Source organism: Echinicola jeungdonensis, from assembly GCF_030409905.1.
Taxonomy (GTDB): domain Bacteria; phylum Bacteroidota; class Bacteroidia; order Cytophagales; family Cyclobacteriaceae; genus Echinicola; species Echinicola jeungdonensis.
This window is the reverse complement of record NZ_JAUFQT010000001.1, coordinates 2,563,042-2,585,624: the sequence shown is the minus strand read 5'-3', so window position 1 is coordinate 2,585,624 and position 22,583 is coordinate 2,563,042. Positions and strand designations below refer to the sequence as shown.

The 22,583-nt window shown below is 42.0% G+C and carries 21 protein-coding genes; 11 read left to right on the top strand and 10 right to left on the bottom strand.

Features of this window, described 5'->3' with window-relative positions; all coding sequences use genetic code 11:
- Positions 1-329 precede the first annotated feature (329 nt).
- Together leuS and QWY93_RS10670 are read left to right on the top strand one after the other, a co-directional pair.
- On the top strand, positions 330-3,104 hold the full coding sequence (gene leuS, locus QWY93_RS10675; protein ID WP_290248227.1) for a leucine--tRNA ligase: 2,775 nt from the start codon (positions 330-332) through the stop codon (positions 3,102-3,104).
- A 172-nt stretch (positions 3,105-3,276) separates the two neighbouring features.
- Positions 3,277-3,795: an FKBP-type peptidyl-prolyl cis-trans isomerase gene (locus QWY93_RS10670; RefSeq protein ID WP_290248226.1), complete on the top strand. Its 519-nt coding sequence runs from the start codon at positions 3,277-3,279 to the stop codon at positions 3,793-3,795.
- A gap of 458 nt (positions 3,796-4,253) precedes the next feature.
- Here QWY93_RS10670 and QWY93_RS10665 read toward each other — a convergent pair whose 3' ends face one another.
- The 6 genes from QWY93_RS10665 to QWY93_RS10640 all read right to left on the bottom strand — a co-directional run bounded on the left by QWY93_RS10665 (position 4,254) and on the right by QWY93_RS10640 (position 9,340).
- A complete protein-coding gene (locus tag QWY93_RS10665) occupies positions 4,254-5,216 on the bottom strand; it encodes an ABC transporter ATP-binding protein (protein WP_290248225.1) in 963 nt (320 codons plus the stop codon).
- On the bottom strand, positions 5,213-5,563 hold the full coding sequence (locus QWY93_RS10660; protein WP_290248224.1) for an MmcQ/YjbR family DNA-binding protein: 351 nt from the start codon (positions 5,561-5,563) through the stop codon (positions 5,213-5,215). Before QWY93_RS10660 ends, QWY93_RS10665 begins: the two co-directional genes overlap by 4 nt.
- 197 nt (positions 5,564-5,760) lie before the next feature.
- Positions 5,761-5,973: a hypothetical protein gene (locus QWY93_RS10655; RefSeq protein WP_290248223.1), complete on the bottom strand. Its 213-nt coding sequence runs from the start codon at positions 5,971-5,973 to the stop codon at positions 5,761-5,763.
- Positions 5,974-6,213: 240 nt separating this feature from the next.
- Positions 6,214-6,405, bottom strand: coding sequence for a DUF6728 family protein (locus QWY93_RS10650; protein WP_290248222.1), 192 nt, complete (start codon positions 6,403-6,405; stop codon positions 6,214-6,216).
- Positions 6,406-6,635: 230 nt separating this feature from the next.
- The gene (gene ispG, locus QWY93_RS10645; protein WP_290248854.1) at positions 6,636-8,621 is read right to left on the bottom strand and encodes a (E)-4-hydroxy-3-methylbut-2-enyl-diphosphate synthase; all 1,986 of its coding nucleotides are present in this window, start codon (positions 8,619-8,621) and stop codon (positions 6,636-6,638) included.
- A gap of 14 nt (positions 8,622-8,635) precedes the next feature.
- The gene (locus tag QWY93_RS10640; protein WP_290248221.1) at positions 8,636-9,340 is read right to left on the bottom strand and encodes an SDR family oxidoreductase; all 705 of its coding nucleotides are present in this window, start codon (positions 9,338-9,340) and stop codon (positions 8,636-8,638) included.
- A 548-nt stretch (positions 9,341-9,888) separates the two neighbouring features.
- Between QWY93_RS10640 and QWY93_RS10635 the strand changes: the two genes are divergently transcribed.
- From QWY93_RS10635 to QWY93_RS10615, 5 genes are all read left to right on the top strand, one after another.
- Positions 9,889-10,698, top strand: coding sequence for a tyrosine-type recombinase/integrase (locus tag QWY93_RS10635; RefSeq protein WP_290246662.1), 810 nt, complete (start codon positions 9,889-9,891; stop codon positions 10,696-10,698).
- Entirely contained in the window at positions 10,698-11,870 is a 1,173-nt protein-coding gene (locus tag QWY93_RS10630; protein WP_290248799.1) for an IS91 family transposase, read from the top strand. The genes QWY93_RS10635 and QWY93_RS10630 overlap by 1 nt, the downstream gene beginning before the upstream one ends.
- A gap of 305 nt (positions 11,871-12,175) precedes the next feature.
- On the top strand, positions 12,176-13,096 hold the full coding sequence (locus QWY93_RS10625) for an abortive infection system antitoxin AbiGi family protein (protein ID WP_353959634.1): 921 nt from the start codon (positions 12,176-12,178) through the stop codon (positions 13,094-13,096).
- 149 nt (positions 13,097-13,245) lie between these two features.
- A complete protein-coding gene (locus QWY93_RS10620) occupies positions 13,246-13,584 on the top strand; it encodes an AlbA family DNA-binding domain-containing protein (RefSeq protein WP_290248220.1) in 339 nt (112 codons plus the stop codon).
- Between the two features lie 108 nt (positions 13,585-13,692).
- Positions 13,693-14,175: a hypothetical protein gene (locus tag QWY93_RS10615; protein WP_290248219.1), complete on the top strand. Its 483-nt coding sequence runs from the start codon at positions 13,693-13,695 to the stop codon at positions 14,173-14,175.
- A 234-nt stretch (positions 14,176-14,409) separates the two neighbouring features.
- On the opposite strand, the gene QWY93_RS10610 is transcribed toward QWY93_RS10615, so the two are convergent.
- Positions 14,410-15,581 (bottom strand): IS3 family transposase gene (locus QWY93_RS10610; RefSeq protein WP_435380184.1). Its coding sequence is split into 2 segments (ribosomal slippage): positions 14,410-15,320 and positions 15,320-15,581, totalling 1,173 coding nucleotides; the frame shifts between segments, so codons are not numbered across the junction.
- Positions 15,582-16,076: 495 nt separating this feature from the next.
- Between QWY93_RS10610 and QWY93_RS10605 the strand changes: the two genes are divergently transcribed.
- Entirely contained in the window at positions 16,077-16,379 is a 303-nt protein-coding gene (locus tag QWY93_RS10605) for a cupin domain-containing protein (protein WP_290248218.1), read from the top strand.
- 380 nt (positions 16,380-16,759) lie between these two features.
- Positions 16,760-17,931 (top strand): IS3 family transposase gene (locus QWY93_RS10600; protein WP_435380184.1). Its coding sequence is split into 2 segments (ribosomal slippage): positions 16,760-17,021 and positions 17,021-17,931, totalling 1,173 coding nucleotides; the frame shifts between segments, so codons are not numbered across the junction.
- Between the two features lie 579 nt (positions 17,932-18,510).
- Here QWY93_RS10600 and QWY93_RS10595 read toward each other — a convergent pair.
- A complete protein-coding gene (locus QWY93_RS10595; RefSeq protein WP_290248217.1) occupies positions 18,511-19,029 on the bottom strand; it encodes a hypothetical protein in 519 nt (172 codons plus the stop codon).
- Between the two features lie 16 nt (positions 19,030-19,045).
- Positions 19,046-20,119 carry a hypothetical protein gene (locus QWY93_RS10590; RefSeq protein ID WP_290248216.1) on the bottom strand — a complete coding sequence of 358 codons (1,074 nt, stop codon included), beginning with the start codon at positions 20,117-20,119 and terminating at the stop codon, positions 19,046-19,048.
- Between the two features lie 83 nt (positions 20,120-20,202).
- Here QWY93_RS10590 and QWY93_RS10585 point away from each other — a divergent pair.
- Positions 20,203-21,374, top strand: a protein-coding gene (locus tag QWY93_RS10585; RefSeq protein WP_435380184.1) for an IS3 family transposase whose coding sequence is annotated in 2 segments (ribosomal slippage) — positions 20,203-20,464 and positions 20,464-21,374 — 1,173 coding nt in all. Because the reading frame shifts where the segments join, the coding sequence is not laid out codon by codon here.
- Here the strand turns inward: QWY93_RS10585 and QWY93_RS10580 are convergent.
- A complete protein-coding gene (locus QWY93_RS10580) occupies positions 21,364-21,960 on the bottom strand; it encodes a hypothetical protein (protein ID WP_290248215.1) in 597 nt (198 codons plus the stop codon). The two genes, QWY93_RS10585 and QWY93_RS10580, sit on opposite strands and share 11 nt — an antisense overlap.
- Before the next feature lie 296 nt (positions 21,961-22,256).
- On the opposite strand from QWY93_RS10580, the gene QWY93_RS10575 reads away from it, so the two are divergent.
- A complete protein-coding gene (locus tag QWY93_RS10575) occupies positions 22,257-22,490 on the top strand; it encodes a hypothetical protein (RefSeq protein WP_290248214.1) in 234 nt (77 codons plus the stop codon).
- The last annotated feature ends 93 nt before the right edge of the window (positions 22,491-22,583 follow it).

Below are 22,583 nucleotides of genomic sequence, written 5' to 3'. Positions count from 1 at the left end.
AGCTCCGATCTTTACTCTTTACACTTAATTCTTTGCTCTTTCTTGCTACTAACTACCCCTAAATCCCTCTTGAGGGGGCTATTGGTCAACATATAGTCGTGAGTCCTTAGTATTTAGCAAATTGCACAGAACGCTTAGACTCAACTTAACCAATGGTAAATTAAAATAAGGGAAAAGTCAGTTTCCACCATCCTGGCTCTTTAATCTTGGTGCTTTGTTCTATCTTGACACTAGCATCTTGGTACTTGAAACTGATTTCAAAGGGTATATCCCATTTATTTTTTTAATTTTGCTGGCAAACCTATCACAAGTAATAATATTGCTAAAAAATGGCTGACTATAATTTTCAAGAAATAGAAAAAAAATGGCAGGATTACTGGGATTCCGCCCAGGTTTTCAATGCCAAAATAGATCCTAAAAAACCCAAATTTTATTCCCTGGACATGTTTCCCTACCCCTCAGGGTCAGGCTTGCATGTGGGACACCCATTAGGTTACATTGCTTCGGACATTGTCACCCGCTACAAGCGCTTGCAGGGATTTAATGTTCTGCATCCCATGGGGTATGATTCCTTTGGCTTGCCTGCTGAACAGTATGCCATTCAGACCGGGCAACACCCAGCCATTACCACTGAGGAAAATATCAAAAGATATGCAGAGCAATTAAAAAATATCGGTTTTGCTTTTGACTGGGACAAGGAGGTAAGGACTTCTGATCCATCTTACTACAAATGGACCCAATGGATATTTATGCAGCTTTTTGATAGCTATTATGATAAGTCTGAAGAAAAGGCTAAAGATATCCAAGAACTGGTTTCCATTTTTGAAAAAGAAGGGAATGCCCAGGTCAATGCAGCTTGTGATGAGGATACTGAAATTTTTTCTGCTGATGATTGGAAGGGTTTTTCTGAAAAAGAACAGCAACAAGTTCTTTTACAGTACCGCTTGACCTATTTGGCTGAAACCACTGTAAACTGGTGTCCAGCCTTGGGAACCGTGCTTTCCAATGATGAAGTAAAAGACGGTTTTTCCGAAAGAGGCGGCCACCCTGTGGAAAGGAAAAAGATGATGCAATGGAGTATGCGGATTACTGCATTTGCAGAGCGTCTATTGCAGGACCTTGAAAAAGTGGACTGGCCGGAACCCATCAAAGAAATGCAACGCAACTGGATCGGAAGATCCACTGGTGCAGAGATGGTATTCCAGGTCAAAAACCGTGACACCAAAATCAAGGTCTTTACTACCCGGATTGATACTATTTATGGGGTTACATATTTGGCACTTGCACCGGAAAGTGAACTGGCTACAGAACTGATCACCGATGATCAAAGGGAAGAAGCCGAAGCCTATATAGAAGTGGCCAAAAACCGTTCGGAGAGAGACCGGATGAGTGATGTTAAAACCATCTCCGGGGCTTTTACCGGAAGTTATGCCATCAACCCATTCAATGGAGAAGAAATTCCTATTTGGGTGGCCGATTATGTCTTGGCAGGTTATGGCACTGGAGCTGTAATGGCCGTTCCCGCCCACGATGACCGGGATTACAGGTATGCCAAACACTTTGGAATGGAAATCCGACAGGTATTGGAAGGAAGCAAAGATGATATCCCTTTTGACGGATGGGGCGCTACAGCCATGAATTCAGATTTTCTGGATGGCTTGCCCATGGAAGAAGCCATGGCCAAAGCCATCGAATTCCTTGAAACAGAAAAAATCGGTAAAGGCAAAATTCAATACCGTATGCGGGATGCCATCTTTACCCGTCAGCGGTACTGGGGTGAACCACTTCCGGTTTATTTCAAGGATGACGTTCCTTACTTAATTGATGAAAAAGATTTGCCTCTGGTACTTCCTGAGGTAGATAAATATTTGCCCACCGAGGATGGAGAACCCCCTTTGGGCCGGGCAACAGACTGGACTTATAAAACTGAGGAAGGAGAATTTCCTTTGGAACTAAGCACCATGCCGGGTTGGGCGGGATCCAGCTGGTATTTCTTCCGTTATATGGATGCCCATAATGACAAGGAGTTTGTCAGCAAAGAAGCCCAGGAATACTGGGAAGCTGTGGACCTTTATATCGGAGGTTCCGAACATGCCACTGGCCACTTACTATACTCAAGATTCTGGACCAAGTTCCTCCATGACCGTGGATATGTCAATGTGGTGGAGCCATTCAAAAAAATGATCAACCAGGGCATGATCCAGGGCCGCTCCAACTTTGTCTATAGGGTCAAAGGCAGCAATAAGTTTGTTAGCTATGGCTTGAGGAATGATTACGACACTGCAGAAATGCACGTTGATGTCAATATGGTTCATAATGATGTGCTGGACCTGGAAGCTTTCAAGGCCTGGAGACCTGATTTGGCAGAAGCAGAATTTGTACTGGAAGACGGCAAATACATTTGTGGTGCCGAAGTGGAAAAAATGTCTAAGTCCAAATACAATGTGGTCAATCCGGATGACATCATCGACCGTTATGGTGCGGATACCTTAAGGCTTTATGAAATGTTCCTTGGGCCACTAGAGCAATTCAAACCCTGGAACACTAATGGTATCGACGGAGTGTCCAAGTTCCTGAAAAAGCTGTGGAGATTGTTCCAGGATAAAAAAGGCAACTTTAGCGTATCTGATGAAAAGCCTTCACAAAAGGAATTGAAAGCCCTGCACAAGACCATCAAAAAGGTAGAAGAAGATATGAACAATTACGCATTCAATACCTCTGTATCCAGCTTTATGATCTGTGTCAATGAGCTTTCTTCTTTGAAATGTAATAAGAGAGCCATTTTAGAACCTTTGACAGTCATTATTTCTCCCTTTGCCCCGCATATTGCTGAGGAACTTTGGTCTCTTTTAGGTCATGAGCAATCTGTCATTGAAGCCGTCTTCCCGAAATATAAAGAGGAATACCTGACTGAAGATGCCCATGAATATCCAGTTTCCATCAATGGAAAAATGAGGACCAAGCTACCGCTTTCCCTGAGCTTGAACAAGCAGGAAATTGAGGAAGCTGCTTTGGAAGATGCCACCGTAGCCAAATGGTTGGATGGCAAGTCTCCCAAGAAGGTGATTGTGGTTCCCGGGAAAATTGTCAATATCGTGGTTTAATTAATAATTACTCGCAAAATAATAATAGGGCTGTTCGGGGTTTAGCACCCCAAGCAGCCCTATTATTATTTTTGTAATCTCAAAAATTATCCTGTTAACCAACTAACCAAAATTATGGCCAATCCCCCCAATTCATTATCTTTGTTTTCATATAAGAAATAAAGAAAGCGGTATGCAAATTGCAGAAAATCTGATAGTGGGGCTTACTTATGAACTTAAGGTAAGCAAAGAAGATGAAGACTCGGTCCCTTTTAGCGTGGAAGTCCGTGACCAAGAGGATCCTTTTTATTTCCTGTTTGGTAAAAGCGGTCTACCTGAAAAATTCGAAGCCGAATTGGCGGATAAAAAACAAGGGGATCATTTTAAATTCGTTTTGGAAGTGGAGGAGGCCTATGGTACGGCTGATGATGAGTTAATCGTCAATATCCCTAAGGACCAATTGACTGAAGAAAGAGGCTTTAAGCCGGAAATGCTTCAAGAAGGCAATTTCCTTCCTCTGGTAGATGAGGAAGGCTATTCCATGCAGGCCAAAGTTCTTAAAGATATGGGTGAAGAATTGATTTTGGATTTTAACCACCCTTTAGTGGATTTCAAACTGCATTTTGACGGGGAAGTCCTTGAAGTTCGAGAAGCTAGTGAAGAAGAATTAGCCTTTGGCCATGTGGATGGCTCACAAGGGCATCAAAACTAAAAAATTTGAAAATTAAACTATCCCTCAAAAATTAAATTTTTGAGGGATTTTTTTTGATTATTGCATAGCAGTGAGTATTGAAGGGTGGGTACATTCTTGATTCCAGATCCTTGCTATTTGTTTCTACTCTCCCCCCTAACTCCTCCTTGAGGGGAACTTTAAATTCGTATATTAATTGGGTAATGTATGGGCCTGAGCGTTATGACGGATACAATAGTAAATTAGAAAAAAGCGTCAAGAATAAAGAACAAAGACAAAAAATGGAGACGCTTTAATCTTGATTCTTGGCAATTTACTCTTCTGTTATTGCCCCGTAATTCCCTTTTAGTTCGATTTCGCTCAGCAACAGGCGACTTTCGATCCATATTAGGATAAATACATACCTCCATCGGAATGTCCAGCGGTCCCTGAAGGGAGTCGAAGGGCCGCCTTCAAAAAACCAGGGATAATTCGTGGGCTTATTTTTCCAGATACAGGACCTTATCTTCATCAAAATCCAAAAATAAAGTATCTCCTTCTTGAAATTCCCTTTCCTTATCTTCTACCCTCCAAATTTCACCTGAACCTTCCAGTTGGACCGTCAAAAGGTTGTAATGGATTAAATATTGCCTTTTTTGGACTTTTGCTTTGATTCCCCCTGATTTTAAAAAATGAATATCAGAAGGCCTGACAAAATTATTTTCTTTTCCCGGCAGGACATTCAGGTAACCAAAAAGCTTGGCCACATAAAGATTGGCCGGATGCCTAAAAACATCCTCAGCATTTCCTTGTTGGATCAACTTGCCTTTATGGATGATAAAAAGCTGTTCGGTAAGCAACAAGGCATCATCCAAATCATGGGTCACAAAAATCACCGTAACCTGCAGGGATTCAAAAATTTGCTTCAATTCTTCTATCAGCTCCCTCTTCTGGATAGCATCCAAACTGCTAAATGGCTCGTCCAAAAGCAACACTTCAGGTTCTATGCTCAATGCCCGGGCAATGGCCACCTTCTGCTGTTGACCTCCGGAAAGTTGCCTTGGTTTTTTATGACGATGGGCAGTCAGGGTAAGTAAATCCAACAATTCTTCCACCCTTTCCTTTTGGTAAGCCTTATCGTACATCAACAATGGCCTTGCAATATTTTCCTCCACCGTGGAATTGGGATACAACTTATATTCCTGATGGATCAGTTGGATTTCATCATAGCCGGGCACCAGCTTTTCATTGGGATTGAGGATTTTTTGGTCACCCAAATACACCAAACCGGCACTTTGGATCTCCAAACCGGCAATAATGCGTAGCAGGGAGCTTTTACCCGAGCCACTCTCCCCTACCATGGAAATTACATTTCCTTTGGGCACTTCCAGGCTAAAGCCCTCCAAAGCCATATTGTCCTCATCATATTGCTTAGAAACTTTCTCTATTTTCAGATAGGTCATGTTGTGATGCTGTTTTTAACTTTTTGAGGGAGGCTTTGGTAAATCAATTCATAGGAATGATCGGTCAATTCCAAAATCAGGGGGTCAGGAACTCCCCTTTGGATATATACCGAATTCCAGTGTTTTTTATTCATATGGTACCCCGGGCTGATTCCTTCATATTGTTCCCTTAATTCCATCGCCCTTTCCGGATCACATTTCAGATTAATATATTCAAACTGGGCAATACCGGTAATGGCAAAAATCTTTCCGCCCAATTTAAAACAAAGGGTATCTTCATCAAAGGGCGTGTCTTCAGTCACCCCAGGCTTGGCCATACAATAGTCCCGGAAATAAATGATGTCCATGGTTTAAAGATAATGGCTTTTTTTCAGTCCGAGCTCAATAGATAATTTAAGAAATAGTATCGCCAACGTCATTGCGAGAGGATAAAACCTCTAATAAATAAAGAGGTAGAATGACAGGATTGATATTTATCTTCCCTTACTCCACCCTATGAGGATGTATCATATTTCCAATAGCCTTTTGAACTCCATTCACTTTGTCACTTTTTTTCTTCAGGTAAAAAAAGTGACCAAAAAACCCCGCCGCTTTGCACCTTTTGGCTAAAATTTAAACCTCCCCACGCACAGCCAAACTCCTTCTTTATGAGCATCATCAATAATCTTTTTGCAGCATAACCGTCAGACATGCCTGTGCCTTTTGCAACCCACTTCTTAAATTTCTTACCGCCAAAACCTGCAAGGCGAAAAATCAACCCCTCCGAATTTGGTTAATCCTTATTACCGTAGAAATAAATGGATAAAATCAACAAAATAAAATTTTGTATTCCAATTCAGAAATTGCTTAATAAGACAAGCTCAACCCCACTCTCCAACATTTTTCCATCAATGATTTACCTTTTTTTGACTGGGCAAGTTTAGGAAAAGGGCAAAATAATTCGTTTGTTGGATAGGGAATGGCCCTTCGCTTTTTCGAGCTGAAGATTTCATAAAATCTACATCAACCTTTTGATTAGCCAAACGATTAAGGCCCCCAAAAACATGATGATGGAAATCCGGTTGATCCCATGCATCATCCTGAGGTTGAAATTGGACTTTTTATTGGGATCCGGCTTTTTAAATACCCGGATAAAGTAGTTCCCTACCTCACCCAATTGAAAAAACGATTTAAATTTATTATCACTCATATGATGAGATTTTAGATTTGAGACTTTCGATCTGTTTTTAGAATTGGTTTCCGTCTTTGCCGGAAAGGCCTACTGCCCCTGGACGCCCGCCTCCTTGAAAGCTGGGAGGCGAAGAACCGCTCTTAGAAAAAAGAAACCTTTCCGCCTGGACACTCTTTATTCTTTGCTCTTGACTCTTTTTTCTAACTCTTGATACTTGCTACTAGCTACTCAATACTACTTACAAAACTCTATTCCACCTTTTCGGGTTCAATCCATTGGCCATCTTCGCGGATGATGTTGATCAGTTCGTCCACGGCATGCTCTGAAGGCACGGACCTTTTGACCACTTCTTTGCCTTTGTAAAGGGTGATCTTGCCTTTTCCGGAGCCTACATAGCCATAATCTGCATCCGCCATTTCACCGGGGCCATTCACTATACAGCCCATAATACCGATTTTCACGCCTTTCAAATGGTCGGTGCGTTTTCTGATCATGGCGGTAGTTTCCTGAAGGTCAAACAAGGTTCGGCCACAGGAAGGACAGGAAATGTATTCCGTCTTGGACATCCTGGTCCTGGCCGCCTGCAACACCCCAAAGCTGACTGAATTATGCAGCTTGATGGTATCCATCAGGGCTTCCCGTTCGGACTGGTCTTTTTCTTCCAAGCCCAGCATTACGCCATCTCCCAAACCATCAATCAACAAACCACCCAAATCGGTAGCCGCAAAGAGCATGGTCTGATCGGCGTCCTGGTTTTGATAGCCTACCTCGGAAACCACAGGCAATGAGATTCCTGCATTGATCAAAGCAATAAATGCCCTTCTCAAGGCAGGCATATTGTGTTTATTATCACTTTGGAGAATAATCACCACATCGGTCCTACCCAATAAAACCGGAATGGCCTCCTCCACATCAATATCTTTGAGTTTAAGGAAGTTGAGTTCACTATGAAACTCCCCGGCTTCCTTCAGTTCGGCAAGGGTGAAAGCAGGGAACTTATTGGTATGATCCTCCACCTTACCCCAGGCAGCCCAATCAATGATTTCCTTCAACCCATTGGGCAGCATAAACGAAACCGGGTTTTGGCCGGAATAGACAAAGTCACAGCCCACATCATTCATCTTCCACTTGTCCAGTTCAGGAAGGTAAAAGTGGCCCACATTTTTCATTTCCTTTTCGGTGATAGCTTTCACCTTGGAAATATCGGTAATCACCCTGGGCACATTATTCCCGCCAAAATTGTACACCTCCCGGCTGTCCCTTTTTTCATAATCAAAAGGATTCAAGGGATATTCGGCAATAGGCTTGATTTCATCATGTCCTGCACGATGTGTATAACGGTCGATCAAAGCCCTGGCTACCGGCGCTTCAAATTCCGGATCTTCAGTCAAAGACACCCTGACGGTATCGCCCAATCCATCTTCCAACAAAGTACCGATTCCCACAGCAGATTTCACCCTGCCATCTTCCCCATCCCCGGCTTCCGTCACCCCAAGGTGCAAAGGATAGGGTTGGAATCCACCTTCCTCCAGCTTATTGACAAGCAGGCGGTAAGCCTGCACCATCACCTGGGTATTGGAGGATTTCATGGAAATGACGATATCATGGTAATTTTCATCCTCGCATATCCTTAAAAATTCAAGGGCCGACTCCACCATGCCCATGGGCGTATCCCCATAGCGGCTCATGATCCTGTCAGACAGGGAACCATGATTGGTACCGATCCGCATGGCGGTGCCATGTTTCTTACAAATTTTCACAAGGGGCAAAAACCTTTCCCGGATCCGGTCCAACTCAGCTTGGTAACTTTCATCGGTATATTCAATCTCCTCAAACTTCTTTTTGTCGGCATAGTTGCCGGGGTTGATCCGCACTTTTTCCACGATGCGGGCGGCAATTTCCGCGGCATTGGGTGTAAAGTGGATATCTGCCACCAACGGCACGGAATAGCCCCTTTGGCGCAAACCTTCCTTAATATTTTTCAGGTTTTCGGCCTCTTTTTTACTGGGAGCAGTGATCCGGATCAGCTCACAGCCACTTTCAATCATGCGGATGCACTCTTCGATAGAGCCTTCCGTGTCCATGGTATCCTTGGTGGTCATGGATTGCACCACGATCGGATGGTCCCCGCCAATCCAAACGCCTCCCACATTGACCGGAATGGTTTTTCTGCGGGAATAGGCCGTCAGGCTATTGCAATAATTGAAATTTTGAACGGTATCTTTGACTTCCATCATTTCCTATATTTTTACAGGTCCCCAAGCTGAGGCCTGATCACTATTTCTTCAACAACTGATTGGGGGGAAAGGTTGTATGCCCCCCAAACGGATTCGGCCACATCACTGGCCTTCATAAACCTTTCCTCCGGAATGTCCACGCCTTCCCAGCTGGCCGTATAGGTCGCCCCGGGCATTACCGAGGTCACCTTGATATCATATTCCAGCAATTCCTGCCGCAAGCACTTGGTCATGCCCAACATGGCCCATTTGGAGATGGCATAGCTGCCTCCATTGGCATAGGCGGTCAGGCCAGCAATAGAGCCCATGGAGAAGATATGCCCCGACTTTCGCTGGATCATATCCGGGGTAAACTCCCGGGTCAGGTAATAAGCACTAAAGAGATTGGTGTGCATCATAAGTTCAAAGTTCCCCTCCGGCTCCTCATGGATGGCCCCGGGCAGGAAAATACCTGTATTATTGACCAGCACATCCGGAATAAATTTCAGTTTAACTGCATCTGCCAAAGCTTTGACTTCCTCCTTTTGGGAAAGGTCAGCCACCTTGGTATAAAAGTTAACGGAAGGAAAATTCTCCTTCATTTCTGCTTCCAATTGGTCCAGGTCATCCTGGTGACGGGAACAGGTAAAAATATCAAAATCTTCCTTGGCAAATCGATAGATGATTTCCCGGCCAATGCCTTTGGTTCCACCGGTCACTAAAATGCTTTGAGCCATAAGCTTATGTTTTCAAATCTAAGGTGAATCAAATAGTTAGCATAACAACTAATTACCGGTCACAAAGTTACATTTTTTTGTTCCAATTGCTAAACGCTACTGTTAAGATAGCGTTACAGGGTTTTGGAGGTTGTTGGTTTTTTGGGCTCCAATTATATTCAAAAACCACATTGGGGTCTATTATTTACCTATCATCAAGCAAAAAACTACCGCAATTCAGGTATTTTTTGGGAGACCTGGATTGGTTATTTTTAGAGTTCGATTTGTTTTTAAACGTTTGTAAGTGGTTGGGGATGGGGAATTGGAAGAGAGTTAAATGCGATTACGTTTATTAGCAGGTTTTGGGTAAAGTTGGATATACCTTTCCAAATAGGGTTGATAGGTACAGAAAAACCAGATATATAAGATAAGTTGAACAAAACCTCCTACGTCGGTAGCTATTTGATTTTGAACAGTTAACCAATTTATTTTCAGTGATTTACCCTAAATTCACTCCATGTTTTACCATTAAATAAATAACATCATGGAAAAAAAGTCTTCGTCAACGGATGTATGAGGAAATGTTGGTCAGGAACTATTCCCCCAGGACCATCAGTACCTACATCAGCCTTGTATCGGCAGTTTCCAAACATTTTGGAAAGATCCCCGAACAGATCAGTATTGGTAAGTTAAAGGAATACCTTTTCCATAAGGTCGAAGTCAACAAAATGTCCCCTTCAGGGGTGAATCAGACCATCAGTGCGTTCAAAATACTTTTCAAAGATGTCCTGGGCAGGAGCTGGGATCCGGTAAGAATCAAGCGGCCCAGACGGCCCCAACTCCTCCCTTCTGTTTTTTCGAAAGAGGAGATATCCCTTATACTGAACTCCATAAGGAACAGAAAGCATTATTGCCTGCTGGCCCTCACCTACGCCTCCGGTCTGAGGCTGAACGAGGTGATCAGCCTGAAGCCCTGTGATATCGACAGTGACAGGATGCAGCTGAAAGTAAGGGGAGGAAAGGGATATAAGGACAGGTATACCCTGCTGCCAAAAGGGCTGTTGGAAAGGCTCCGGGAATACTACAGGTACTACCGGCCCAAAACCTATCTTTTCGAAGGCCGGACACCTGGCAAACCCCACAGTGAAAAGAGTGCACAGTGCGTTTTAAAAAAAGCCATGGAATGCGCAGGGGTAACAAAGCATGCTTCTTTCCATACCCTTCGCCACTCCTTTGCCACGCACCTTCTTGAGCAGGGAACCAATGTCAGGTTAATCCAGGAGCTGTTGGGCCACAAATCCCTCAGGACCACTACGGTTTACCTGCATGTGACCAACTTGAATCCGGCACAGATCAAAAGTCCCCTGGACGAGCTGTGATGGATATCCTTAACAAGAGGAACAGCGGGGTAGAACTTTCCGATATCCTTCTGGGGCAGAAAGAATCCTTTCTTTCAGGAAACAGCCCGTGTACCGCCCAGTACAAGGCCTATCTGGACATCATTTCCTGCAGGACATCTGAAATGGGTTCCCATACCCTGGCATGTGACAGCTGTGGCCATACCAAAACGAGCTATAACAGCTGCCGGAACCGCCATTGTCCCAAGTGCCAGTATATCAAACAGCAGGTATGGGTAGAAAAGCTCAGGAGCAGGTTGCTGCCGGTGAGGTACTTTCACGTAGTGTTCACCGTCCCGGACTTTCTCAGGCCGCTTTTTTATACCAACCAGCGGTATGGTTACAAGCTCCTGTTTGAAGCCTCTTCGGCCGCAGTGAAAAAGGCTGCCCTGAACCCCGCTTTTCTGGGGGTTGAAAGCGGCTGTATGGCGGTGCTGCATACATGGGGACAGTCCCTGTCCTACCATCCACATATCCACATGCTTGTTCCTGCCGGGGGACTGGACAGCGATGGGCAGGAGTGGATCGTCGCCCATAAAAAGTTCTTTGTTCCGGTGAAGGCACTGTCAGCTATTTACAGGGGCGTATTTATGGAAAAACTTATCAGGGCGTTGGAAGGAAACCTTCTCAGGATACCGGAAAAGCAGGCAAAACTGTTTGCCGACCCAAGGCTTCTCAGGCGGGAAGCCTATGCAAAGTTTTGGCATGTCTACATCAAAAAGACCTTCAGGGGGGCAAACCAGGTGGTCAGCTATCTGGGAAGGTATACCCACCGCGTGGCCATCAGCAACAGCAGGATCCAATGGACTGATGGGAAAGCGGTCAGTTTCAGGTGGAAGGACTACAGGGACAACAGGAACAGGACCATGAGCCTCAGCTGCCACGAGTTTGTAAGGAGGTTTATGCAGCACATCCTCCCTTCTGGATTTTACAAGATCAGGTACTACGGGATCATGGCCTCGGCAAACAGCAGGACCAAAATGGAAACCTGCTTCAGCTTGCTGAAAAAGACAGGGTACATCTCCTTCTACCAGGGACTGACCACTTACGAGATACTTGAAGAGGTACTGGGCCCGGACTTCTTCCTTTGCCCCTGCTGTAAACGGGGAAAAATGGTGTTCGGGATTGCTTCACCAAAAGAAAAAGGCCCCTGAAACTTTATAAACGGGACGTTCATTGACATCATGAAGAACAGATTGGAGGGAAAAGGTTTCCCAGGGAAAAATATGCCTTTTTCCAGCAAAACCATCAATCAAACTAGAAGCTTTAAACAGCGAAACCAAAGAACCTCCTGAAAACTCCCGCCAAGAAAAGATCCATGAAAGACAAATGCCCATAGCAGTTCACCGGCTCCGTCCAACTATGTTTTAAACGCAATCTTGATAGTCTTAAGAAAATAGTTTATTTTTTGCCTAGATTGCGTTTAAAACACTTTACGTTGGCGGTAATTTATAGAAATATGAAAACAAGACTAAGTTCAGACTACTTATATCATTTTACATCTGATTTTGAAACCATTAAGTTAATTCTTCAAAATGGATTTCGACATTCATTAATCTCTGAGTCAAGACCAAATTCCCCAATTGTTGACAGAACCTTCATGCAACAAAACTTTCTTGTTTGTTTTTGTGACATAAAGCCTGACGAAAATGCTTTTCATCGGCAGTGTTATGGATCCTTTGCCTTAGCTTTGACTAAACATTGGGGCATGAGAAATAAAATATCCCCTGTAAGATATGTTCACTTTAACTCATGTGGACTTGAGCAACAGTACATTGACTTGAGGAATTTTACCATAGGTCTATTTAAGTCCGAACACAATTTTAAAAAAGAAGCAGAATTTGAAGAAAAGATAATAAAGAATGTTATTGCCTGGTCATTCTGGATGGATCTAAGAGGCAATACTAATTTAGTAGAAGAAAAAATTAACCAAGAGTACAAAGAATTAATAGAATTATTAAAACCTACTAACAAGGACAAATTTTTTAATGAAACTATTTTAAAATTCAGGCAGAGAATAGCAGAACTTCATCACTCTCTTGAAATTGGAGATCCATTTTTAAGGAATTATAGGGAAGATTTTACTTGTCCAAATTCGGGTGAAACAATTAAGGATAAAGTACTTTATGATGAGAGAGAATGGAGATCATGTATAACTACTCATTCACCTGAGGATGTAGTTGTTTGTGAATCGGATAACGGTATAACAATGAAAGGATTTCTCAAAGAAAATCACAACCTTGTATTTATTGATGAAGATTTGATTGAAATTAGGTTAGACAGAGCTGAATCAAAAAATAAGTTATATCGATTTCTTGAAGAAAATAACACAAATTTAGACATTGATTTGACAATGGATAAAGTTAAAATTAATCAATAAAAACTACCGCCAACAGGCGTTTGGCACAATGGCGGGTGAAGTGGTTAATTGAACATTCTACCTCGCATCAACTTTTGTGGTATATTGACAGTTTAGTACTCTGAAATCCGCCACTTCGCCAAGCGCCAAACCGTTATGCTCAATAAAAAATGAAAAGCTTTTACGACAAAGAGGATTATAAAATTAGTGACATTCAATCATTGATTGATAATGAGGTAGAAGAATCAATTTATTTGGATTTCAAAGCAAGTGATGCATTAGGTAAAACCGATGGTAAAAAGAAAGAGATTTCTAAAGATGTAGCTTCTTTTGCTAACTCAGACGGCGGAATTATCATCTACGGAATCAAAGAGGAGAATCATAAAGCCAATTCATTTACTTATATCGACGGGAATGAGTTTACAAAAGAGTGGCTCGAACGTGTAATAAATTCCTCTATCCAAAGAAGAATTGATGAAATCAAGATAATACCGATTAGGCAGAATTAAAATGTAAGTAATTCAATCTACTTGGTCAAAATCCCAAAAAGTCTTGAGGCGCCTCATCTAAGTAAGGATAAAAGATTTTACAAAAGATTCAATTTTGAATCTGTTCCGATGGAAAAACATGAAATCAGACAGTTATATGGGAGAAAGGCAAAGTCTAAGTTGGTGATTGAAAGATGGGGACTAACTCAGATTGATGTAGACGACGAAGATCACCATCGTTTTTTATGTGAAGTTGAAATTTACAATGATGGTGATATTGGTGAAGAAAGTTATAAGGTAAATTTAATAATGGAGAACTTTAAATCCGGTATGAATATAACTTGGCATCGAGAAAAGGTAAACTATGACTATACACTTTTAGAAAAAGATAGAGTCAAAATATCTGCAAATTCAAATATGCCGATCTTTCCACAAGAAACTCTAAACGTGTTGAGATTCACTTTGGATCTGCCTAAAAATCAGATAGTAACTTTGAATGATGTTAAAGTCACAATAATTTTATTTTATTCAAACGGCGAGGATAAAATGGACACAGACCTCTTGAAATTAGAAGAAAAAATATATTCAAACTTTAATCAAAGAGATAACTAAGAATAACATGATGAAAGCATGAGCCTTGCTACTCTGAAGCCCACGCCTAAATTAACCGTTGTATGCAAGGGTAATAGAGTTCGGTATTCATTTAATTAAGAATAATGGATTTGCAACAAAAAACTGGACAAATGATTAAGCTCTATGTTAATATAATAACGCCTGCCGCGGGCTCCTCAAATTGTCAGTGCGATATTGAAAAAAAAATCACCCTGACAATTTCGAGGTCAGTCTTTATACGGTAATTTTTTTGTTGGTTTTTCCGAACTGATCAGGTGATAGGTACCCAAGTGAGGAGTGTCTCCTGTTCCTATTGTACCAGATTTCAATAAATTCGAAAATTTCCTGTTTTGCTTGCATTACTGATCCGTATTTACGGTATCCTGTTTCCGATTTCAGGATTTTGAAGAAGTTTTCAGCTACTGCATTGTCCCAGCAGTTTCCTTTTCTGCTCATGCTCTGCCTCACCTTTTCAGAATCGAGTTCATTCTTGAATTCACCGCAGGCATATTGTACGCCCCTGTCTGAATGGAAAACCAGGTCTCTGAAAAAAGGCCTGTTGATCTGTGCCATTCGCCATGCCGGTATAACTGTTGCCCCGGCATGCATGGTGGTGGACATCGACCATCCGATTATCTTACGGTCATACAGGTCCATGATCATGGTCAGGTAAAGCCATCCCTCTTCTGTCCAGATGTAGGTAATGTCCGATACCCATGATTTTGCAGGGCCATCAGGGCTGAAGTTCCTGTTAAGCAGGTTCGGACTGATTCTGAAACTGTGGTTAGATTCAGTGGTACAGACACTGAACTTCCCCGATATCACACTCCTGAGCCCATTTGCTTTCATTATCCTGGCAACCCTTGGCCTGGACACCGAAAAGCCCCTGTCCCTAAGCTCAATGGTTATCTTCGGACTTCCATACCGGCACTTGCTTTCAGCATAGATTTTATGGATTTCCCTGGATACTTCTTCTCGCTCCTCAGCACATTTGGATGGTTTTCGGTTAAGCCAGCCATAAAAACCGCTTCTGCTTACTTTAAAAACCCTGCACATCTTTTCAACAGCAAACTCGTGCCTGTGAGCCCTTATGAACCGGAATATTTGTTGTCCCCCTTGGAAAAGATGCTTACTGCCTTTTTTAGAATATCACGCTCCAGTTCGGCTTCTTTCAGGGCTTTTTTCAAGGCAAGGATTTCTTTCTCTTCTTCTGTTAGATGCTGTTTCCCGTTTCCGGGAAAGCTGCTGGATTCACTTGCTTTAAATTCCCTGGCCCAACGCCTGACCAGGTCTGGTCCAATCCCAAGTTCTCTTCCAACTTCAGTACTTGTTTTTCCATTCAAATGAAGCTCTACGGCCATCGTTTTAAAGGCCTTGTCAAATGTTCTCCTTTCTCTATTACTCATTGTTTCAAATTTAAGAAAAGAGCTTAACTTATTGTCCAGTCAAAGGTATACACTCCAAAATTCATTTTGTTTTCGTCAGCACAAATATATAATGTGTAACCTGCACGAGCATATGATGCAGGTTACCTTGTTTTTCCTATTCCCCGGGCTGCACAAGCTTGCCCGGGGTTATTATTATTTGACCCTTTCAGGGTCTGGGGATTCGTTTGAAATAGTTTGAATTTCTATCGAATTTGGTATATCAATAGCCTTCGTTGAAAATGAGGGCTATTTCGTTTACCCTAGGAAATTCCAATTTAATGGGCATTGCAAATGCGGACCAGCCTTTTATTATGAACCAACAAAAAAATTTGTTAAGCGATCAAGCACCCTATTTTTCAATCTTAAAATTTTCAAATCCATTTGACAATAGTAAAACGGATTTTTGAGATCGAGTTCCTAAGGATTCTGCAACAATTTTTGTATTTTAAGGTGTAATCATTTTCAAAATCCACTATGATCATTCCAACCATAAAATCAAAAGTAGAATCCAGCAGCCATCCCATCGCTCAGGCCCTTCACCAAAATTCTTCTTTTAGGGTGCTGGCCATTGCATTCAAAAAAGGCATGGTTTTACAAGAACATAAAGCCCATAAGACCTCCAAACTTTTTGTTTTGGAAGGAGCGGTCAATTATCAAGAAAAGGATAAAGCAACCTTGCTTAAACGCTATGAGGAAATTGACATTCCGGTAGAAGTCACTCATTCTGTGGAAGCCTTGGAAGACAGTTTATGCTTGCTCACACAAGGGGATGATTAGTTTTATTTTCTTATAAAAGGTCCCCAAAACTGGCCCTCGTTTGCAACGAGGGTTCTATATAACCTGCATTTTAATTCCTAATAATTAAGTCCACGAATCACACGAATGGTCATGAGTCCCTGGTTCAAGTCTCCCGACTTTCTAAAAGGGACTCAAAACCAAAAAGGTCATGGGCATTAGCGGAAAGTGGTTGACATTAGGTACTGGGTTTGCTGCTAATGCTTGAAACCGGATTGGCTCTATTCCCCGGGCTGCACAGGCTTGCCCAGGGCTAAATTATTTGACCCTTTCAGGGGCTGGGGTCTCATTTAAAATGAGGTTTTTGGAGTGTATACCTTTGACTGGACAATAAGTTAAGCTCTTTTCTTAAATTTGAAACAATGAGTAATAGAGAAAGGAGAACATTTGACAAGGCCTTTAAAACGATGGCCGTAGAGCTTCATTTGAATGGAAAAACAAGTACTGAAGTTGGAAGAGAACTTGGGATTGGACCAGACCTGGTCAGGCGTTGGGCCAGGGAATTTAAAGCAAGTGAATCCAGCAGCTTTCCCGGAAACGGGAAACAGCATCTAACAGAAGAAGAGAAAGAAATCCTTGCCTTGAAAAAAGCCCTGAAAGAAGCCGAACTGGAGCGTGATATTCTAAAAAAGGCAGTAAGCATCTTTTCCAAGGGGGACAACAAATATTCCGGTTCATAAGGGCTCACAGGCACGAGTTTGCTGTTGAAAAGATGTGCAGGGTTTTTAAAGTAAGCAGAAGCGGTTTTTATGGCTGGCTTAACCGAAAACCATCCAAATGTGCTGAGGAGCGAGAAGAAGTATCCAGGGAAATCCATAAAATCTATGCTGAAAGCAAGTGCCGGTATGGAAGTCCGAAGATAACCATTGAGCTTAGGGACAGGGGCTTTTCGGTGTCCAGGCCAAGGGTTGCCAGGATAATGAAAGCAAATGGGCTCAGGAGTGTGATATCGGGGAAGTTCAGTGTCTGTACCACTGAATCTAACCACAGTTTCAGAATCAGTCCGAACCTGCTTAACAGGAACTTCAGCCCTGATGGCCCTGCAAAATCATGGGTATCGGACATTACCTACATCTGGACAGAAGAGGGATGGCTTTACCTGACCATGATCATGGACCTGTATGACCGTAAGATAATCGGATGGTCGATGTCCACCACCATGCATGCCGGGGCAACAGTTATACCGGCATGGCGAATGGCACAGATCAACAGGCCTTTTTTCAGAGACCTGGTTTTCCATTCAGACAGGGGCGTACAATATGCCTGCGGTGAATTCAAGAATGAACTCGATTCTGAAAAGGTGAGGCAGAGCATGAGCAGAAAAGGAAACTGCTGGGACAATGCAGTAGCTGAAAACTTCTTCAAAATCCTGAAATCGGAAACAGGATACCGTAAATACGGATCAGTAATGCAAGCAAAACAGGAAATTTTCGAATTTATTGAAATCTGGTACAATAGGAACAGGAGACACTCCTCACTTGGGTACCTATCACCTGATCAGTTCGGAAAAACCAACAAAAAAATTACCGTATAAAGACTGACCTCGAAATTGTCAGGGTGATTTTTTTTTCAATATCGCACTGACAATTTGAGGAGCCCGCGGCAGGCGTTATTATATTAACATAGAGCTTAATCATTTGTCCAGTTTTTTGTTGCAAATCCATTTCGATATTTTCACAATTTTAACAGACCACCAATTACACAAATGGTCACGAATCCTTGGTTCAAGTCTCCAGACCTTTTACAAACAACTTAAAAACAAACAGACCATGGGCATTAGCGAAAAATTGGTTGAATTTGGATACTGGGTTTGCTGCTAATGCGTGAAACCGGATTGGCTCTATTCCCTGGGCTGCACCAGTTTGCCCGGGGTTAAAATATTTGACCCTTTCAGGGTCTGGGGCACTGACTACTTAAAATCGAATATCCTTTCATAAAAAACACCCAAGAAATTATTTAGGGGGGATTTAACGACAATTTAAACCTGCACCTAATTTTCCAATATTTCAATCTTAGAATTTTCTAATCTAATTATCTGAGTTAGAAAATAGTTTTTCCCCTGCAAAAAATCAGATGTTATGGGCATTGCAAATGCGGATCAGATTCTCTTCTTTCAAATTCTTAACCACTTACGGCTTTTAATCTCTCTTCTTTGGCCCCCTTTTGGTAAACCCTGTGGAAACCTGGAAAACTTGGACAATTCCTCCCATGGTTGATCTGGGTATTGCCGGTAATTCAACCTTTTTCTCTCTGCAATATTAGAAAAAACCCCAACTACTATATTTAAGGGAAGCGTACCAATGAGGAAAATACCATTGGAGATTGTGGCAAGACTTGATATGGAAGTCAAAAAAGCCATAGCATTGTATTGGGTATTATAAAAAATCACTCGTGCAAATTGGATGTCACCTTTAGGAAACCCACTGAGTTGGTCATTTTTCAAGACAAAAATGGAATCGTTGTGAATGGCTATAAACTCTCCTTCTATTTTGTTTGGCCTATTGGTAACTCCCAATTCCATCCACCCTCCGAAAGCATCTGAGAGAATTTCGTTTTGTTTGGGGACCATCTTTTTAGGGGCCAAAATGGATCTCGGAGGAGAACAGGAAATCCCCACCAATATTAAAATCAATACCTGATATATAAGTTTAGGGCATGACATATCTGCTATTCCAAAAGGCATTTTCCATTTCAGGTTCTACTTTTTTGTACGATGGAGCTATTTCCTTAAGGTACCGCTCCGGTTTTCGAATCATTTGATGGAGTTTCTTTAAATCCTGCTCCTCTATCCAACCTTCTCTTATCCATTCCAAATAATACCCTTTGGAATTCAAAAACAAGGCTGCATGTTCATAAGGAAGTTCATATTTCAAAACATAACGATCTCCTGGAAAGGTTACCAGATAATCATCAGGGTCCAGTAATTTCCCTAATCCATCAGATTCACTCCCCTCTTGTTTTTCCACCTCAACAGGCTGAAAAACTTCAGGGTAAACCTCTCCTTTAATTTCTGTTAAAGCCAAATAGCCAATTCTCCAAAGGCCATTGTTCATCCTGATTTTAATTTCTACCTCTCCTTTTTTTAAATTTTGAATAGGAATTATAGAATAATCCACGGCAATCGGTCCGGTTTCATGAATTTCGGATTGCAAAACCCATTCTCCATCAGCATCCTTCACAAAAACCTCAATTCCACCCAATAGGTTAAAAACATTCTCTTTTTGTCGAATATTTCCCAATTCATATTGGGTAAAAAAGTATCCAACCGCATTCCCCATATAAGCCAGGCCCTGGTACAATAAATAGGTGGTCATCAGGCTTTGTCTTTTCCCAATAACAAGTCCTTTTTGTCCAGCCTCATTAACAGGAAATGAAATAATTATTTCTTCCTTGGACCTAAGGTTATCAGGATCACTCAGGGAAAAATATTCTAAACCATCCCTGTCTCTTACCTCGGGCAAGCAATTTCCAGAAGGACTTTCACATTTTTGGGGAGGAATTAAATTGTTGGTTTTATAAAAAATCCCATTCCCACTTTGAAACACATTTTCCACTGGCAATTTTTCTACAGCCAATAAGTTCGCATAACGAATAGAGTGGGTTTCCAAAGCCTCATTGGTGAGGGTCAATTCATAATTTTTTGAATAGTCTGTCCCCATTAGATGATCAATATCAATATCTTCCAGGCCAGGCATGATACTGGCAGAAAAGCCCTCAGCCATAATTACCGAACTGCCATTATAGGATGTGGAGTGTATACCTTTGACTGGACAATAAGTTAAGCTCTTTTCTTAAATTTGAAACAATGAGTAATAGAGAAAGGAGAACATTTGACAAGGCCTTTAAAACGATGGCCGTAGAGCTTCATTTGAATGGAAAAACAAGTACTGAAGTTGGAAGAGAACTTGGGATTGGACCAGACCTGGTCAGGCGTTGGGCCAGGGAATTTAAAGCAAGTGAATCCAGCAGCTTTCCCGGAAACGGGAAACAGCATCTAACAGAAGAAGAGAAAGAAATCCTTGCCTTGAAAAAAGCCCTGAAAGAAGCCGAACTGGAGCGTGATATTCTAAAAAAGGCAGTAAGCATCTTTTCCAAGGGGGACAACAAATATTCCGGTTCATAAGGGCTCACAGGCACGAGTTTGCTGTTGAAAAGATGTGCAGGGTTTTTAAAGTAAGCAGAAGCGGTTTTTATGGCTGGCTTAACCGAAAACCATCCAAATGTGCTGAGGAGCGAGAAGAAGTATCCAGGGAAATCCATAAAATCTATGCTGAAAGCAAGTGCCGGTATGGAAGTCCGAAGATAACCATTGAGCTTAGGGACAGGGGCTTTTCGGTGTCCAGGCCAAGGGTTGCCAGGATAATGAAAGCAAATGGGCTCAGGAGTGTGATATCGGGGAAGTTCAGTGTCTGTACCACTGAATCTAACCACAGTTTCAGAATCAGTCCGAACCTGCTTAACAGGAACTTCAGCCCTGATGGCCCTGCAAAATCATGGGTATCGGACATTACCTACATCTGGACAGAAGAGGGATGGCTTTACCTGACCATGATCATGGACCTGTATGACCGTAAGATAATCGGATGGTCGATGTCCACCACCATGCATGCCGGGGCAACAGTTATACCGGCATGGCGAATGGCACAGATCAACAGGCCTTTTTTCAGAGACCTGGTTTTCCATTCAGACAGGGGCGTACAATATGCCTGCGGTGAATTCAAGAATGAACTCGATTCTGAAAAGGTGAGGCAGAGCATGAGCAGAAAAGGAAACTGCTGGGACAATGCAGTAGCTGAAAACTTCTTCAAAATCCTGAAATCGGAAACAGGATACCGTAAATACGGATCAGTAATGCAAGCAAAACAGGAAATTTTCGAATTTATTGAAATCTGGTACAATAGGAACAGGAGACACTCCTCACTTGGGTACCTATCACCTGATCAGTTCGGAAAAACCAACAAAAAAATTACCGTATAAAGACTGACCTCGAAATTGTCAGGGTGATTTTTTTTTCAATATCGCACTGACAATTTGAGGAGCCCGCGGCAGGCGTTATTATATTAACATAGAGCTTAATCATTTGTCCAGTTTTTTGTTGCAAATCCAATGCATAAAAAGTGGGGCATGATCCAAAACAGGTTTTGGGGCTAATCAAACACATTAAAGTAACAACTCCAGTTACCCCAGTGACTAATGCAACCCCGCCCATCAATGTTTTATCCACCTGGTTGGTTTCAAGAATAAAAATCTCATCAACGGGAATGGAATATGGGGTGTTTCTTGAAATATGATCCCTATTGTATTCGTTTGTCCTTATTACCTTTCGATTAATATCTAATTTTTCCCCATATCCTTTTAGGAAAAGAGAATCACCTTCCATATACCAATAATCAAGCAAATAAACTTCCCCATTTTTCATATGGGCTTTTATAAATTGATTATTGCCAGAGTAATTCAAATCATGGGTGGCCTTTAACTCCCTGATTATTGGGCGAGGAGTACATGCCCAAAGGGAAAGCATCACAAGGATGGGAAATATTTTGAAAATATTACTCCACATCATTCCTTCATTTTATCACCAAAAAATAGATTCCCAATACAAGCCTTAAAACCAATCCCTTAATAATTGTAGCCCTGGGCATTTCTCCTAAAATACCCTCCAGAAATGCTCCCAAAAAGCCCCAGCTAACCTTCAAGCAATAACCTTGGATTATCACGACTTAAAAGAACACTCTTGTTATTCCTTAATAAGTTATAATTTTATCTTTTAACCTTCAATGATTAATATTATAAGGATCAAAAAAACCTAAAACCATAACCATTATTATCGAATGGCCATGAATCCCTGGTTCATGGCTCATGACTTTCTACAAGCAACCCAAAACCAACCAGGCAATGGGCATTAGCTATAATTTGATGACATTGGATACTGGGTTGGTGCTAATGCTTGAAACCGGATTGACTCTTTTCCCCGGGCTGCACAGGTTTGCCCGGGGTTATTTGCATTTGACCCCTTCAGGGTCTTTAGCTCTTTTTGCCCACCTTGACTTATTGCCCCATAATGAACATCACCAAACTCACGATGAGTATTAGAGAACAGTGATTGGCATTGGACACTGACTTGGCGGCTAACGCAGGTTATCGGTTTTCCATTTATACCCCGCGATTATTTATATATGACGCCTT